Below are 14,150 nucleotides of genomic sequence, written 5' to 3'. Positions count from 1 at the left end.
GATGTGTGGAGTTCAGAGAAACATCCTGTGGAGAGAGGTTTCAGGAAAGATTGAACTGGTGGATGTCTGAGACTGGAAATGCTCAAGATTGTGGATCGTTGAGACAGAACTAGAATGAAAGGGCGTTGGATAAAGATATATGAATTATGAGAAATCGGAAAAATATGAAGTTCTCAAGCGGTATTTCGGATATGACAGCTTCCGCGAAGGACAGGAAATACTGATTGACGGGATTCTTGATGGGCGTGATGTGCTGGGAATCATGCCGACGGGCAGCGGAAAATCACTGTGTTATCAGGTTCCGGCATTGATTCTTCCGGGAATCACGCTGGTGGTGTCACCGCTGATTTCTCTGATGAAGGATCAAGTCACGGCACTCAATCAGGCGGGCGTCCACGCGGCGTATCTGAACAGTTCGCTGACGACGGCACAGTATTATAAGGCGCTTGGGTATGCGCGCGAGGGGCGTTATCCAATCATTTATGTGGCGCCGGAGCGTCTGATGACGGAGACATTTCTTGATTTTGCGATGCACGTGGATATTGCGATGCTGGCGATCGATGAGGCGCACTGCATTTCCCAGTGGGGACAGGATTTCAGACCGAGTTATTTGAAGATTGTTGATTTTATCGAGAAGCTGCCGAGGCGTCCGGTGGTCAGTGCTTTTACGGCGACCGCGACCAAGGAGGTCCGGGACGATATCATCGACATTTTGCAGTTACAGAATCCGGTGATGCTGACGACGGGATTTGACCGGAAAAACTTGTATTTTGCAGTGGAGACGCCGAAGGACCGCTATGCGGCAATCCGGGCATATCTGGAGGCGTACCCGGGGCAGGGAGGGATTATTTACTGTCTGACCCGCAGAAATGTTGAGGAGATCTGTGAGAAGCTGATCCGGGATGGATTTTCAGTGACGCGTTACCATGCGGGACTTTCCGATGCAGAGCGGCAGAAGAATCAGGATGATTTTATCTATGACCGGGTTCCGGTGATGGTGGCGACCAATGCGTTCGGCATGGGAATCGACCGGTCGGATGTACGGTTTGTCCTGCACTGCGGGATGCCGAAGAACCTGGAAGCCTACTATCAGGAGGCAGGACGTGCCGGGCGTGACGGCGAACCGGCGGAGTGCATCCTGTATTATAGCGGGCGGGATGTGGTGACGAACCAGCTCTTTATTGAGCGGAACCAGGACAATCAGGAGCTTGACGACTATACGCGGCAGGTGGTGCTGGAACGTGACCGGGAACGCCTGAAAAAGATGACATTTTATTGTTTTACGAATGAGTGCCTGCGTGATTATATCCTGCGGTATTTCGGCGAATATGGAAGTAATTACTGCGGAAACTGTTCGAATTGTATGACGCAATTTGACACGATCGACATTCAGGCGGCGGCAGAGAGTCTCTTAGGCTGTGTGCAGTCGTGCGGACAGCGCTATGGAACAACGGTGATTCTCGACACGGTGCACGGGGCGAATACGGTTAAGATCCGCAATTACCGGATGGATGAGAATCCGCATTATGGGGAGCTGGCGAAGGAGAGCGTCGTGCATCTGCGCCAGATGTTTAACTTCCTCCAGGTGGAGGAGTATCTGTTTGTCACGACGGATGAGTATTCGATTGTCAAATTGACGGAAAAAGGTGCTGCTTTCCTGGAAGCACCGGAACCAATCGAGATGAAGATGGCGAAGGAGCGGGAGAAACAGACAGCTGGAAGCAGCAAAAAGAGCCGCCGGGGCGCGAAACTTCCAGCCGGGGCAGACGAATTTACGGAGAAGGAAGAGACGCTCTTCGAGGCACTCCGCGCGCTGCGCCGCGAGATCGCATCCGAGGGAAAAGTGCCGCCGTATATCGTATTTTCTGATAAGACGCTGACGCATATGTGTATTTTAAAACCGGTCACGAAAGCGGAGATGCTGGAGGTGTCCGGCGTGGGTGCGTATAAGTTTGAAAAATATGGAGAACGGTTTCTGGAATGCGTGCGGAAGTTCTTAGAGTCTTAGTATCGGGTGTGTGTTCTGTTTGTGAGTAAAAAATGCCTGGAGAAAAGACAGAAAAATAAAAAAATATACATATGATGACAGATTTTAGCTTGTTAAACGCCACATTTTCTAGTATAATAAGGGTATCAATCCATGGACGGATGTGACTGTGAACATGGAACTTTTTGGTGCAGTTACAAACATTTATGAACACCTATTTAGATGGAGAAGGGGGCGTTTTTATGGAGAAAAGTTATACAAAGATCTACACAACTGGAGCGACAGTACCGTTAAAGATTCGGCCAGGACATTTCGCAACAAACCATGCACATATCAATTATTACATTGATGTGACGACCCTGAAAGCGAGAACGAAAGAGGCGGAGGAAGTTGCACAGGCGCTGGTTGGCATGTATCTGTATGACACCGTGATCGACACGATTGTCTGCATGGAGGGCACGGAAGTTATCGGTGCTTTTCTGGCGGAGGAGCTGGCAAAGGGCGGTTTTCTCTCGACGAACGCGCACAAATCTATCTATGTAATCAGCCCGGAGTTTAACAACAACAGCCAGATCATTTTCCGTGACAACCTGATTCCGATGATCCGCGATAAACATGTGATGATCCTGATGGCATCCGTGACGACGGGACGTACCTTAAATAAGGCAGTTGAGAGCATCCAGTATTACGGTGGTATCTTACAGGGCGCATCGGCGATTTTCAGTGCGATGGATTCGCTGGATGGTGTGCCGATCAAGTCAGTCTTTGGCAAGAAGGATTTACCGGATTATACGTATTCAGATTACCGTGACTGCCCGCTCTGCAAGGCAGGAAAGAAGATTGATGCGCTGGTAAATACGTTTGGATATTCGCCGATGGGGTGATGCGGCGATCGGAAGCTGCTTCGTTTGATGAATACAGGATTTGTAAAAGCCGGATCGTTGAAATGAAACGCGATCCGAATGCGGGTGCTGCATGGCGGCATAGAAAGCATTATTGAGAAAGAGATAGATTTTACAAGGTTTGAGAACAGATAGTGGATACCGCAAAACCACAGAATCCGTGCACTGACCTGTCAGAAATAAGAAGATGGGGAGCAGAGGGATGGGAAAAAGGTTTTGCGGTATCTCTTTTTGTGTCAAAGGTGCCAAGGCACATTAATGAAAAAAATAACAGAAACAAGAATAAAGAAGGGAAAGAAAGAGGGATAAAAATGGATACACAGCAGATGTTTCAGGAACTGGATCGCCTTTATGCGCAGGGAAAACTGGACGAAGCGGAAGAGAAAATGATGGGCTGGATGAAGGAAGGGCTGGATTCAGGGAACAAAAGCCTTTGCCTGATGATGTGCAATGAGATGGAAGGACTCTACCGGAATACCGGACGGGGTGCACAGGCAGTCGATATGGCGGATATGGCGCTGTCCCTGATTGCGGGGATGGGACTGGATGGTTCGATCCACCATGGAACGACACTTTTAAATGCGGCAACCGCGCGCCGGATGGCAGGAGATGTGGAGAAAGCGCTTTCCCAGTACCGGGAGGCGGAAGCGATTTTTAAGAATCTTGGAAAAACGGATGGCTATGAGATGGCGAGTCTCTACAACAATATCAGCCAGATTTATCAGGAACAGGAGGAACATGAAAAGGCGCTGGAATCGCTGGATAAGGCGCTGGAACTGATTAAAAAGATGGAGAACAGCGAGGCGGAGGTGGCAACGACCCATGTCAACCGGGCGCTATCCTTGATGGCGCTGGGACGGCTGGATGAGGCGGACGAAGAGTTAAAGGAAAGCCTGACCTTTTATGCGTCCCCGGAGGGCGTGCAGTCGGGACACTTTGGTTCGGCGCTGGCAGCAGCCGGGGAGCTGGCATGGAGGCGCGGTAATTATGATCAGGCGATCGGGCTGCTGGAAAAAGCGCTGATGGTAACGCAGTCCCGGTTTGGCGAGAGCGATGCGTGCGCGGTGATCCGCCAGAATCTGGAAATGATCAAAAAAGAAAAGGAAGAAAAAGGCATTACCGGAGCTGCAGACAAGAAGGAAGACAAGGGCGGAAACCCGAGCCACTGTGCGAGCTGTCAGTTCAAGGATGCGAAATTCTGAGACAGGACAAGAAAAAAGCGTTTTTTGAAAAGTTTTCAGATGGAAGATTTGATAAAAAGCGTGCAAGAAACGCGCATGAAAAAAAGATACTGAAAATAGAGAAAACGTAGAAATAGAAAAAACCATAAAATCAGGTAGGGGGATCAGATGCAGGGACTAGAACTGGCAAAACGATACTATGAAAAAGTCGGGCGTCCGATGCTGGAGCGGGATTTTCCAGAGCTTCTGCCGCGGTTGGCGGCGGGACTGGTGGGCGAAGGTTCGGAATGTCTGGGATTTGACGATGCGATATCGCAGGATCACGATTTCGGGGCGGGTTTCTGTCTGTGGTTTTCGGCGGAAGATTATAACCAGTACGGAAATGCGCTTCAGGATGCTTATGACCGTTTGCCAGGGGAGTTTGCAGGTGTTCCGGCACGCCTCACAAGTGCGCGGGGCGGCGGACGTGTCGGTGTGTTTGAGATAGAGGCATTTTACAGCCGTTTTATCGGGATGGAACAGCCGCCAAAGAGCCTGATGCGCTGGCTGCATTTGCCGGAAGATAAGTTGGCGGCAGTCGTGGGCGGGGCAGTATTTGAGGACGGACTGGGAGAATTTTCCGCGGTCCGCGAGGAGCTTCGGAAGTATTATCCAGAGGATGTCCGGATCAAGAAGATCGCGGCGCGGGCAGCGAAAATGGCGCAGTCGGGACAGTATAATTATGGCCGCTGTATGCGGCGGGGGGATACGGTTGCGGCGATGCTGGCGCTCGATGAATTTGTGCGGCAGGCGATTTCGATGGTCTATTTACTAAACCGGACGTATATGCCTTACTATAAGTGGATGTTCCGGGGAATGGAAAAATTTCAGATATTGCCGGAGGTGGCGGAAAAAATCCGGGAGCTTTCGGTGATGGGAGATACGAGCGAGATGTGGAAGCCGCCGTTTCCCCCGGGATGGAATCCTTATGTAAACCAGTTAGATCCGCGTGTGGGTCGGATCGAGGAAATCTGTCAGGCGGTAGTTGGGGAACTGCGAAAACAGGGACTGACTGATAGCCGGGATGCATTTCTGGAAGCGCATACGTGGGAGCTCATGAAACGGATTCAGGATCCGGAGCTGAAAAAATGTCATGTGATGGAAGGATAAGCCGCGGATAGACACATCAAAATGGGAACGCGCATGGACTGTAACTGAAAGAAAAGATGCAGGAAATTGATTTGGAAGGGATCTGGCAAGCAAAAGGGAGGACAGCGTATGACGAAACAGGAGAAAATAGAGAAACTGATTCAGATGGAGTGGGAAGATTTTCAGAAAGTCAATAACGAGGGCGGACGTGCTTCTTGTCAGGACGATCCGGAGACATTTTTTATCATGCGACGAAGCCATTTTGCACCGTGGACAGAGGAACTCATCGACTGCGTGCAGGCGGATATGGACCGCGCCCATGAGCAGGGGCGCAATCTGGTAATGGAGAAATATGCGTGGATGATGGCGAGCACCGCACCGGAGCAGTTTAAGAAACTGCATCATTTCCTGATTGATCCGACGCTGGCGGGCGAACGGTGGAGTGATGCGATCGTGAAACAGCAGCTTGCCTGGATGGAAGAGTACCAGGCGAAATATCCGGTGCTGGCGTCTGGAAACCGGCTTCTCTACAGTTCTGAAGATACGCCGTATGATACTTCCTTCCAGACGTACCTGCTCGGTGAACTGCGGACTTACTCGGACAGCACCCTGCATACGTACTGGCAGTTTATCAATGACCTGAAAAAGGAAGGAAAGAGTCTGGCACTTCTGACGATGGAGGCGGAAGTGAAGGCATATGGATATGAGGGGCTGGATGCGGCGGAGAAGGCGCTCTCTAAATAAACAGAAAGTGTGGTAGTTTCTATTTTCGTTGTTTAAACAACTGAAAAAATGTCCCAAAGCATGTATACTCCTTCTTGTAAGCGGCACAATACATATGAATGGCAGGAGAGACTAGAGGCATGCTTGTCCATATGCAGAGAGCGGATGCTAGAAACATGGACATGTAGTATAAGCCGGAGAAAAAAGGAGAAATGAGCGTATGAGCAGAGAGGTAAATCCAAGAAAAGCGGCAGTCATCGGGTGCGGATTTGTGGGTTCAGCAACGGCATTTACACTGATGCAGAGCCGGTTATTTTCCGAGCTGGTTCTGTTAGATGTAAATATGGAAAAGGCGGACGGCGAGGCGAAGGATATCGCGCACGGGATTCCGTTTGCAGGGCAGATGAAGATCTACGCGGGCACGTATGACGACGCGGCGGACGCGGCGATCATCATTATCACAGCGGGGGCGAACCAGAAGCCGGGGGAGACGCGGCTTGACCTGGTGCAGAAGAATACGGCAATTTATCAGAGTATCATCCCGGAGATTGTAAAACGCGATTTTGGCGGGATTCTGCTGATCGTATCGAATCCGGTGGATATTTTGACGTATGTGGCATTGAAACTGAGCGGGCTGCCGGAGAACCGGGTGCTCGGTTCGGGTACGGTGCTTGACACGGCACGGCTTAAATATGCGCTGGGCGAACACCTGGGCGTGGACAGCCGGAGTGTACATTCGTTTATCATCGGTGAGCACGGGGACAGCGAGATCGCGGCGTGGAGCAGTACGAATGTATCGGGCATTCCGCTGAACGATTTCTGCGAGATGCGCGGGCATTTTAACCACGATGCGGCGATGGACGCGATCGCGGAGAAGGTCAAAAACAGTGCTTACGAGATTATTTCGAAAAAACAGGCGACGTATTACGGAATTGCGATGTCGGTAAAACGTATCTGCGAGTGTATCGTCCGCAATGAGCGCTCGATTCTGCCGGTGTCTGCGATGATGCACGGGGAGTACGGCATCGAAGATATCACGCTGAGTATGCCGGCGATCGTGGGAATCGGGGGTGTGGAGACGCATGTACCGATTGCATTGAGTGAGGAAGAGGCGGAGAAGCTGGTGGAGTCGGCTAAGAAACTGAAAGAGGTAGCGAAAGGGCTGATAGAATGATGCCAGATGGGCTGCCGTACATTGGCACGGCAGCCCATCTGAACCAAGCGGTTTTACTATAAAATTCTTTTCTATCAGTAAAGGCCATCTTTTAGGCAGCCGCCTGATTTTCTTTCTGGGTCAGTAAGAAGACAACGATCAGGGTAAGGAAAGAAACCGGAACTGCAACCAGGATGGTTGCCAGACCGAACGGATGTCCCATAACTTCCCAGGTAATCGTAGCAAAGGTTCCGACAAACATGGAAGCGATGCCTTTGCTTTTTGTGTTATTTGAATTGATTGTGATTATTATACTGCAAAGCACAGGCCGCTGCCAGTGAATCCAATCGTGTAAAATGAATGTTTCAGTACATATAATAGGAAACGTCACATGAAATATGATAAGATAGTGAAAGCAATTTTCATAGAACGTCCCAATCGTTTTATTGCGCGGGTAAAGATTGATGGCTCGGAAGCGGTAGAATCGGTTCATGTAAAGAATACGGGACGTTGTCGTGAATTACTGCTGCGGGGGGCGGAAGTGATTTTGGAAGATTGCATAGAAAAGAATCCAAATCGAAAGACTCGCTATGATTTGATTGCAGTTAAGAAGAATAAAAAATGGGTTAACATTGATTCTCAGGCACCGAATAAAGTGGTAAAAGAATGGCTGATGACACAGGGGTATGATTGTATTAAACCAGAGTATACCTTTGGAAATAGCCGGATGGATTTCTATATGGAAAAAGGAAAGCAAAAATATCTAATGGAAGTCAAAGGCTGCACCCTTGAGATAGACGGAGTTGGATATTTTCCAGATGCCCCGACGGAAAGAGGAGTTAAGCATTTAAGGGAACTTGCAGCTGCGTGCGGACAAGGATATAAATGTTTGATAGCATTTGTGATTCAAATGGAAGGCATCAGTGAAGTCAGGCCGAATACGGAAACGCATCCCGAATTTGGCGCTGCACTTCACGAGGCAAAGGCAGCAGGTGTTGAGGTGCTTTTCCTGAAATGTCATATTGGGATGGATAGGTTGGAAATCATAGGAGAAGATGAGTCTTGAGGGCAAGGTTCTAAAGGAGAGAGAAATCTATGATACGTGAAATTGAGAATAGAAGAAGTATAAGAAAATATAAGCCAGATGAGATCGAAAGGAAGTTAATTGACGAGATCATATACAGTGCTTCCCTTGCACCATCTGCTAAAAACAGACAGCCTTGGAAATTTATTGTATATCAGGGGAAAGAAAAAGATAAACTGGTTGATGTCATGCGTCATGGTATAAATTCAGAAAAAATGACCCATGAACTTATGCCGGAATGGGCATTTGCCATACCGGATGCTGAGAATACCGTTAGAATCATGCAGGAGGTCCCATGCCTTATAGCAGTGCTTAATACCAACCAGCATACTCCATTTGCAAGCATTGAAAATGAAAAGCGAATTGTTGAAATATGTGATTCACTGTCCATAGGTGCGGCGATTGAAAATATGATTCTGACAGCAACGGGATATGGATTGGGCACCTTATGGATTGCCAATACTTGTTTTGCCTATAATGAGCTGATGGATTTTATCGGAACAGACAGCCAATTGACAGGAATTGTTGCGATTGGATTTGCCAATGAAGCTCCGGCTAAAAGACCAAGGAAACCTTTCGAAGAAATTGTTGAGTACAGATAGGTAAATCGTAATGAGTTAATCGTGTTATAATCAGGTTGGATGGAGAATAATCGTTATGATTAGAAAGTTGCAGAAGGTAGATATAAATAGAGTCGCTGATATATGGTTGAAAACTAATCTGAAAGCACATTTTTTTATTCCTGAACAATACTGGATAAGTAATTATGAATTCGTGAAGGAAATGCTGCCACAGGCGGAAGTTTATGTGTATGAAGATGATAAAATGATTCAAGGCTTTATAGGAGTAAGTGATGAATACATAGAAGGTATTTTTGTTTCTGACGAAATGCAGTCATGTGGCATAGGTAAAATGTTGTTGGATTACATCAAGGATAAAAAAGACAGATTACAGTTAAAGGTATACCAGAAGAATGTCAGGGCAATGTCTTTTTATCAACGAGAAGGATTTACTATTCAGAGTGAAGAGATGGACGAATTCACAAGAGAAAAAGAATATGTGATGAATTGGGAATCGTCTGGAATTTGAATACCCATGGCAGGAGGGGATGAACCGCCTGTTTGTTTACAAGATGGAAGATGATTCCCATCGGATGTAGTATTTTGCAGCAAGAATGCCGATGAGATTCTTCACCAGAATAAAAATATCTGAAGGGAGGCTTTTGGTATGAAAAATAGAAAATACAGTCTTGTTTTTATAATGCTTTTGTGTATGATAATGGCAGTTTCAGCATTTCCGATGACAGTCAATGCCGATATGGGACCAAAGGCCTCTGTTCGGATTCAGTTTGAGCATATGGGGGATGAGCTCTGTTATGGAACTTTGCTGTCGAAGGAGAAATCTACTGGTCCGGCAAGTGCCTGGGATGGAAGAACGGAGAGTGCCCAGAAAGAGTACATGGATCCTGGTATCTGGGAGATCTTTGTGAATTACAAGGATCCGGATGGATACTATTTTCTGCAGCGGAGCTGGAAGGTAAGTGAAAGCAAAGAGCTTGCATGGACCTATTATCCGCCGGATGATTTTAAAATTCTTCTGTATTATCCGGAAACGGAAACCTTTGTATCCAGTGGAATTTATGCTCGTTATGCATTTGATACGTATTATACAGTGGATATGGATGGTGTGGATATCGGTTCGGTGGAATACAATGATGATTTGAGTACCAATGAGCGGATTGAGGCTTACCGTTCGTATAATTACCGGCAGGAGATGCTGGCTCTTGGAGCAAGGATCGTCCTTACTATTTTAATCGAAATGCTGGTGGCGCTGCTGTTTGGTTTCAGACAGAAAAAACAGCTGTTGATTCTGGCTGTTGTCAACATTATTACGCAGATTATCTTAAATGTGCTGCTCAATGTGATTAATTATAATTCCGGTCCTCTTGCATTTACATTTTTCTATGTACTTTTTGAGCTGATTGTATTTGCTCTGGAGGCAGTGTTGTATTGCACAATTCTTAAGAGGCTATCAGAAAAGAAAAAGGAGGATGCATATTATATCCTGTATTCCTTTGTGGCCAATCTGATCTCATTTGGTTCTGGATTATTCCTGGCGGCGAAACTGCCGGGCATGTTTTGATATAAAGATAGGGTAAGGTAACTCCTTAACGTGGTGAAATAGAAATACATACGGCAGGAGACAAGATATGGAAAAAAGATATTCAATTATATTCAGCAGTTTAACTGGAAATACAAGAAAGCTGGCCGATCAGATTCACGAGGTGCTGCCAGCGGAAACATGTGATTATTTTGGAGAAGCGAAGGGGGAGGAACCATCTTCGGAGGTTCTTTATGTTGGCTTCTGGACCGATAAGGGAAATGCAGACGGAGATTCCCTTAAACTCCTTGCGTCCTTGAGAAATAAAAAGATTTTCCTGTTTGGAACTGCTGGTTTTGGTGTCGATGAGGCCTATTACCGGAGGATCCTTACAAATGTGAAACAGTCGATAGATTCCAGTAACACGGTAATTGGTGAATATATGTGCCAGGGTAAAATGCCGATGGCAGTGAGAGATCACTATGTAAAGCTGAAGGAACAGCCGGAGTATCCGGCGAATCTGGATGTTCTGATTGAAAATTTTGAACGGGCGCTTTCACATCCGGATAAGGATGACTTAGATAAGCTTAGAAATATCGTTTTATCATAAAAATAGACCCAAAGGAGTAAATTTGTGTTGACAAACAGAATCAATGAATCCACCTTGAAACGTTTTGATATCAGTGCGGCGGCACTGCATATCATCGCCATGACGCTTATGCTGATGGATCACCTTTGGGCGACGCTTCTTCCTGCTAGGGAGTGGCTTACCTGTGCCGGAAGAGTGGCATTTCCTATCTTCGCTTTTATGGCGGTGGAGGGGTACTTCCACACCAGAAGCTTTAAAAAGTACATCCTTCGGATGCTGCTGTTTGCAGTGCTTTCAGAAATTCCCTTTGATTTGATGTACGGCGGTACCTGGTTTTATCCGGTTCACCAGAATGTCCTCTGGACATTCCTGTTGGGCCTTTTAGGTGTCTGGCTTATGGAACAGGTACGGAAAAAAGGAAAAACCTGGATGTATCTGCTGGTGTGCGTTTTGGTTGTGCTGGCAGGTCTGGTACTGGGAACTCTTTGCATGGTGGATTACTACGGAGTCGGTGTTCTGACGGTATTTGTGTTCTATTTCCTCCATGGGCGGAAATGGTGGTGCTTCTTGGGACAGCTGGCTGCCCTATACTGGCTGAATGTGGAACTGCTGGGCGGTCTGATGTATCCGGTTCAGCTCTTTGGCATGGAATTTGAACTGTGCCAGCAGGGGCTTGCGCTTCTGGCATTGATCCCCATCTGGCTGTACCGCGGCAGACAGGGCTACCACAGTAAACCATTCCAGTATCTCTGTTATGCATTTTATCCAGTTCATATGCTGCTGCTTGTGGTGGTACTGAATTTCATCAACCGATGATAAAATTTTACAATCCCCGCCATTCATGGTATCATAACAGGTAGTAAAATTGCCTGTGAATACCTTGAATGGCGGTGATTTACGTCAGTCGGTTTACCGGGCTATCCGTCATGGCCTGATGCAGGCACATTCGATGCTTTTGGAGCCATTTTATGCATTTCATCTGACGATACCGGACAAGATGGTAGGACGTGCAATGACGGATCTGGAACGCCGGTTTGCGGTTTTTGAAGGACCGGTTCTGGAGGATGGACAGGCGATACTTACCGGCCGTGCACCGGCTTCATCCTTGGATGGATATCAGACAGAAGTAACGGTTTATACCAGCGGCTTAGGACAGCTTGTCTGTACCCTGGATGGATATGGACCCTGCCATAATGAGGAAGAGGTCATCGAAGCAGCCGGTTATGATCCGGATGCGGATTTGGCAAACCCAAGCGGCTCGGTCTTCTGTTTCCACGGAGCCGGTGTCTACGGTGAGACTGCCGCACACCGGAAGTCCGGAGGATGTAATATCCGCAGCTCTGATTATCGCTGATAAGACGGATGTACGAAGAAGCCGTGTTCGTGAAAAAGAGAGAGCCACTTTTGATATCCACGACCGTGTGAATTATGCGGTAACAGAGTCCAAACTTAAGATTGAAAAGGATCGTTCAGTTATTGCCCTGAATCTTCAGGTAGATGAAAAGATATGTTCCATGTATGATTATTTTGAGATTTTCCTGGGAAGAATGATGCTTTGCCGGAAGTCGGCGGAGATACTGGGAACGACCTTTAAGCTGACAGTAAATGGACGGAAGGTGCTGTAAAAATCAACGGTGAATGAATGGAAAAATGCTTAAGGTGTTTTTGAATATACAATTGTAAATGAGGCGAGAAGTGCAGTGACGAGAAGCACTTCTCGCCTTATTTTAGTCATATGATGCCGGAAAAGACTGAAAATCTTGTTAAAAACGACAAATACATTAAACATACAGACAAAAATGCGATTATAGATTTGTACACTGAGCACAATGAAAAATAAGACAAGGTTTTATAAAATAATTGCAACAAGAAAATATTTACAGCAAGGAGGAATGGGAATGGATTATCAGAAATTTGTAAACAATGCTAGTTTTACAATCTTTGTTGCCGTTGTTTTGGTTTTAGTTACCATTGTCTGTATCATTTTTTTGAAAAATGGTTGGAAAGAAGCAGAAAGGTTGGGAGTAAGCAAGGAAGAGCTAAAAAAAATTGTTATTAATTGCATTGGAATCAGTTTGGTTCCATCTATCCCGATTGTGCTTAGCGTAATCGTAATGGTTCCAGTTCTTGGTGTAGCATTGCCGTGGCTTAGGACTTCTGTTATAGGCTCAGCAAATAATGAATTAATTTCAGCAACAATGGCAGCAGAAGCAATGGGAGTTGAGTTTACATCGACGACAATGACGATCGAGGCATGGATTAATGCTGCATGGTCGATGACATTAGGATGTTCAGTTGCATTGCCAATTGTCTTAGTGGTTTTAAAACCAGTTTGTAAAACCTATGATGTTTTCCGAAAAAAGGATAGCCGTTGGATTGGTATTTTCAGTCTTTGTGCATTAGTTACAGTAATTGCTGCGTTTGCAATTAATAGTGGAAAGAAAGGAATTGTTCCGAGTCTGGTTATTATTGGATGTTTTCTGTTTTCATATGTATGTAATTTGGCAGCGAAAAATCCAGCACTAAAATGGTTGAAAGATTATGCTTTTCCGTTAACAATTTTATTTGGATTAGTATTATCAATGATTATAACACCGCTCTTAGCATAATTAGGAAAGGAGTGAAGTCTAATGACTGATTTTGAAAAGAAAATGCATCATGATGGAAGATTATATGGATGGGCAATGTTGATTGCAATCTGCGCATTTCCGTTTTTTGCTTCAGTACGTTCTGGAATATGGCCGGATTTTAAAATAATATGGCCAGGAGTTTTAACAATGTGGATTTTGATGGCTTCGTATGTTTTAAGTGAAATGATTGCTTTTCCACCTATTTTAGGACCAGGAAGCCTTTATTTGACTTATATTACCGGAAATCTGCAGAATCAGAAAATTCCTTGTGCGTTGTCAGCAATGAGTATAGCTGGTATAGAAGCTGGAAGTGAAAAAGCAAATGCTGTATCAGTTGTGGCAGTGGCAGTATCCAGTATCACGACAACGGTAATTATTGCATTGGGAATCGTTTTGATGCAGCCATTGACCCCAGTGTTAAATTCTGCAGTTCTTGCTCCGGCATTTAGTAATGTCGTTCCTGCAATATTTGGTGCTTTAGCTGGACTGTGGCTTTTAAAAGAATTCAAGGTTTCAGTTGTTTCAGTTGTTCTTTGTTTATTAGGAATACTAGTATTAAAAATTGATCTTCAGTGGGTATTGTTAGGAGGAATAGCGCTTACAATTATTATTGCCAGATTCATGTATAAAACAGGTATTATAAAACAGGAATAAAAATGGAGGTGAAGGATTT

Annotated in this window: 17 protein-coding genes; 16 read left to right on the top strand and 1 reads right to left on the bottom strand. The window is 46.0% G+C overall.

Annotation, left to right across the window (positions count from 1 at the left end; all coding sequences use genetic code 11):
- The first annotated feature begins 139 nt into the window (after positions 1–139).
- The 6 genes from recQ (at position 140) to DWV73_RS07000 (ending at position 7,095) form a co-directional block, all read left to right on the top strand.
- Positions 140–2,008 (top strand): DNA helicase RecQ, encoded by a 1,869-nt coding sequence (recQ, locus tag DWV73_RS07025; RefSeq protein WP_117796252.1) that lies wholly within the window; start codon positions 140–142, stop codon positions 2,006–2,008.
- A 221-nt stretch (positions 2,009–2,229) separates the two neighbouring features.
- A complete protein-coding gene (locus DWV73_RS07020; RefSeq protein WP_022359975.1) occupies positions 2,230–2,871 on the top strand; it encodes a hypothetical protein in 642 nt (213 codons plus the stop codon).
- A gap of 329 nt (positions 2,872–3,200) precedes the next feature.
- A complete protein-coding gene (locus DWV73_RS07015; protein WP_117796251.1) occupies positions 3,201–4,091 on the top strand; it encodes a tetratricopeptide repeat protein in 891 nt (296 codons plus the stop codon).
- A 147-nt stretch (positions 4,092–4,238) separates the two neighbouring features.
- Positions 4,239–5,219 carry a DUF4037 domain-containing protein gene (locus DWV73_RS07010; protein ID WP_117796250.1) on the top strand — a complete coding sequence of 327 codons (981 nt, stop codon included), beginning with the start codon at positions 4,239–4,241 and terminating at the stop codon, positions 5,217–5,219.
- A gap of 108 nt (positions 5,220–5,327) precedes the next feature.
- A complete protein-coding gene (locus tag DWV73_RS07005; RefSeq protein WP_117796249.1) occupies positions 5,328–5,942 on the top strand; it encodes a DUF4125 family protein in 615 nt (204 codons plus the stop codon).
- 199 nt (positions 5,943–6,141) lie between these two features.
- Positions 6,142–7,095, top strand: a complete 954-nt coding sequence (locus DWV73_RS07000) for an L-lactate dehydrogenase (protein WP_022359991.1) — start codon at positions 6,142–6,144, stop codon at positions 7,093–7,095.
- A gap of 91 nt (positions 7,096–7,186) precedes the next feature.
- Here the strand turns inward: DWV73_RS07000 and DWV73_RS12755 are convergent, their stop codons facing one another.
- A complete protein-coding gene (locus DWV73_RS12755; protein ID WP_181986225.1) occupies positions 7,187–7,336 on the bottom strand; it encodes a hypothetical protein in 150 nt (49 codons plus the stop codon).
- Positions 7,337–7,465: 129 nt separating this feature from the next.
- On the opposite strand from DWV73_RS12755, the gene sfsA reads away from it, so the two are divergent.
- From sfsA to DWV73_RS06950, 10 genes are all read left to right on the top strand, one after another.
- Complete coding sequence (gene sfsA, locus DWV73_RS06995) at positions 7,466–8,140, top strand: DNA/RNA nuclease SfsA (protein ID WP_117796248.1); 675 nt, start codon at positions 7,466–7,468, stop codon at positions 8,138–8,140.
- Positions 8,141–8,169: 29 nt separating this feature from the next.
- Positions 8,170–8,760: a nitroreductase family protein gene (locus DWV73_RS06990; RefSeq protein WP_117796247.1), complete on the top strand. Its 591-nt coding sequence runs from the start codon at positions 8,170–8,172 to the stop codon at positions 8,758–8,760.
- A gap of 55 nt (positions 8,761–8,815) precedes the next feature.
- Positions 8,816–9,247, top strand: a complete 432-nt coding sequence (locus DWV73_RS06985) for an N-acetyltransferase (RefSeq protein WP_117796246.1) — start codon at positions 8,816–8,818, stop codon at positions 9,245–9,247.
- A gap of 138 nt (positions 9,248–9,385) precedes the next feature.
- On the top strand, positions 9,386–10,300 hold the full coding sequence (locus DWV73_RS06980) for a hypothetical protein (RefSeq protein WP_242995764.1): 915 nt from the start codon (positions 9,386–9,388) through the stop codon (positions 10,298–10,300).
- A 67-nt stretch (positions 10,301–10,367) separates the two neighbouring features.
- Positions 10,368–10,868, top strand: a complete 501-nt coding sequence (gene bilS / locus DWV73_RS06975; RefSeq protein ID WP_107000621.1) for a flavodoxin family protein BilS — start codon at positions 10,368–10,370, stop codon at positions 10,866–10,868.
- A gap of 27 nt (positions 10,869–10,895) precedes the next feature.
- The gene (locus DWV73_RS06970; protein WP_242995763.1) at positions 10,896–11,663 is read left to right on the top strand and encodes a TraX family protein; all 768 of its coding nucleotides are present in this window, start codon (positions 10,896–10,898) and stop codon (positions 11,661–11,663) included.
- Between the two features lie 55 nt (positions 11,664–11,718).
- On the top strand, positions 11,719–12,201 hold the full coding sequence (locus DWV73_RS06965) for a hypothetical protein (RefSeq protein ID WP_333493403.1): 483 nt from the start codon (positions 11,719–11,721) through the stop codon (positions 12,199–12,201).
- Positions 12,140–12,472 carry a hypothetical protein gene (locus DWV73_RS06960; RefSeq protein ID WP_333493404.1) on the top strand — a complete coding sequence of 111 codons (333 nt, stop codon included), beginning with the start codon at positions 12,140–12,142 and terminating at the stop codon, positions 12,470–12,472. The genes DWV73_RS06965 and DWV73_RS06960 overlap by 62 nt, the downstream gene beginning before the upstream one ends.
- Positions 12,473–12,745: 273 nt before the next feature.
- Entirely contained in the window at positions 12,746–13,456 is a 711-nt protein-coding gene (locus DWV73_RS06955; protein ID WP_181357189.1) for a DUF5058 family protein, read from the top strand.
- A gap of 21 nt (positions 13,457–13,477) precedes the next feature.
- Positions 13,478–14,131: a hypothetical protein gene (locus tag DWV73_RS06950; protein WP_107000619.1), complete on the top strand. Its 654-nt coding sequence runs from the start codon at positions 13,478–13,480 to the stop codon at positions 14,129–14,131.
- Positions 14,132–14,150: the final 19 nt, after the last annotated feature.

The sequence above is a fragment of the Clostridium sp. AF12-41 genome, assembly GCF_003461685.1.
GTDB lineage: Bacteria > Bacillota > Clostridia > Lachnospirales > Lachnospiraceae > Otoolea > Otoolea fessa.
Note: the sequence above shows the minus strand (reverse complement) of the source record. Positions and strands in the feature narration are given on the sequence as shown.

Excerpts from the sequence above, each read along its gene's own strand:
- recQ (WP_117796252.1), top strand. The coding sequence starts at position 140 with ATGAATTATGAGAAATCGGAAAAATATGAAGTTCTCAAGCGGTATTTC.
- DWV73_RS07020 (WP_022359975.1), top strand. The coding sequence starts at position 2,230 with ATGGAGAAAAGTTATACAAAGATCTACACAACTGGAGCGACAGTACCG.
- DWV73_RS07015 (WP_117796251.1), top strand. The coding sequence starts at position 3,201 with ATGGATACACAGCAGATGTTTCAGGAACTGGATCGCCTTTATGCGCAG.
- DWV73_RS07010 (WP_117796250.1), top strand. The coding sequence starts at position 4,239 with ATGCAGGGACTAGAACTGGCAAAACGATACTATGAAAAAGTCGGGCGT.
- DWV73_RS07005 (WP_117796249.1), top strand. The coding sequence starts at position 5,328 with ATGACGAAACAGGAGAAAATAGAGAAACTGATTCAGATGGAGTGGGAA.
- DWV73_RS07000 (WP_022359991.1), top strand. The coding sequence starts at position 6,142 with ATGAGCAGAGAGGTAAATCCAAGAAAAGCGGCAGTCATCGGGTGCGGA.
- DWV73_RS12755 (WP_181986225.1), bottom strand. The coding sequence starts at position 7,336 with ATGTTTGTCGGAACCTTTGCTACGATTACCTGGGAAGTTATGGGACAT.
- sfsA (WP_117796248.1), top strand. The coding sequence starts at position 7,466 with ATGAAATATGATAAGATAGTGAAAGCAATTTTCATAGAACGTCCCAAT.
- DWV73_RS06990 (WP_117796247.1), top strand. The coding sequence starts at position 8,170 with ATGATACGTGAAATTGAGAATAGAAGAAGTATAAGAAAATATAAGCCA.
- DWV73_RS06985 (WP_117796246.1), top strand. The coding sequence starts at position 8,816 with ATGATTAGAAAGTTGCAGAAGGTAGATATAAATAGAGTCGCTGATATA.
- DWV73_RS06980 (WP_242995764.1), top strand. The coding sequence starts at position 9,386 with ATGAAAAATAGAAAATACAGTCTTGTTTTTATAATGCTTTTGTGTATG.
- bilS (WP_107000621.1), top strand. The coding sequence starts at position 10,368 with ATGGAAAAAAGATATTCAATTATATTCAGCAGTTTAACTGGAAATACA.
- DWV73_RS06955 (WP_181357189.1), top strand. The coding sequence starts at position 12,746 with ATGGATTATCAGAAATTTGTAAACAATGCTAGTTTTACAATCTTTGTT.
- DWV73_RS06950 (WP_107000619.1), top strand. The coding sequence starts at position 13,478 with ATGACTGATTTTGAAAAGAAAATGCATCATGATGGAAGATTATATGGA.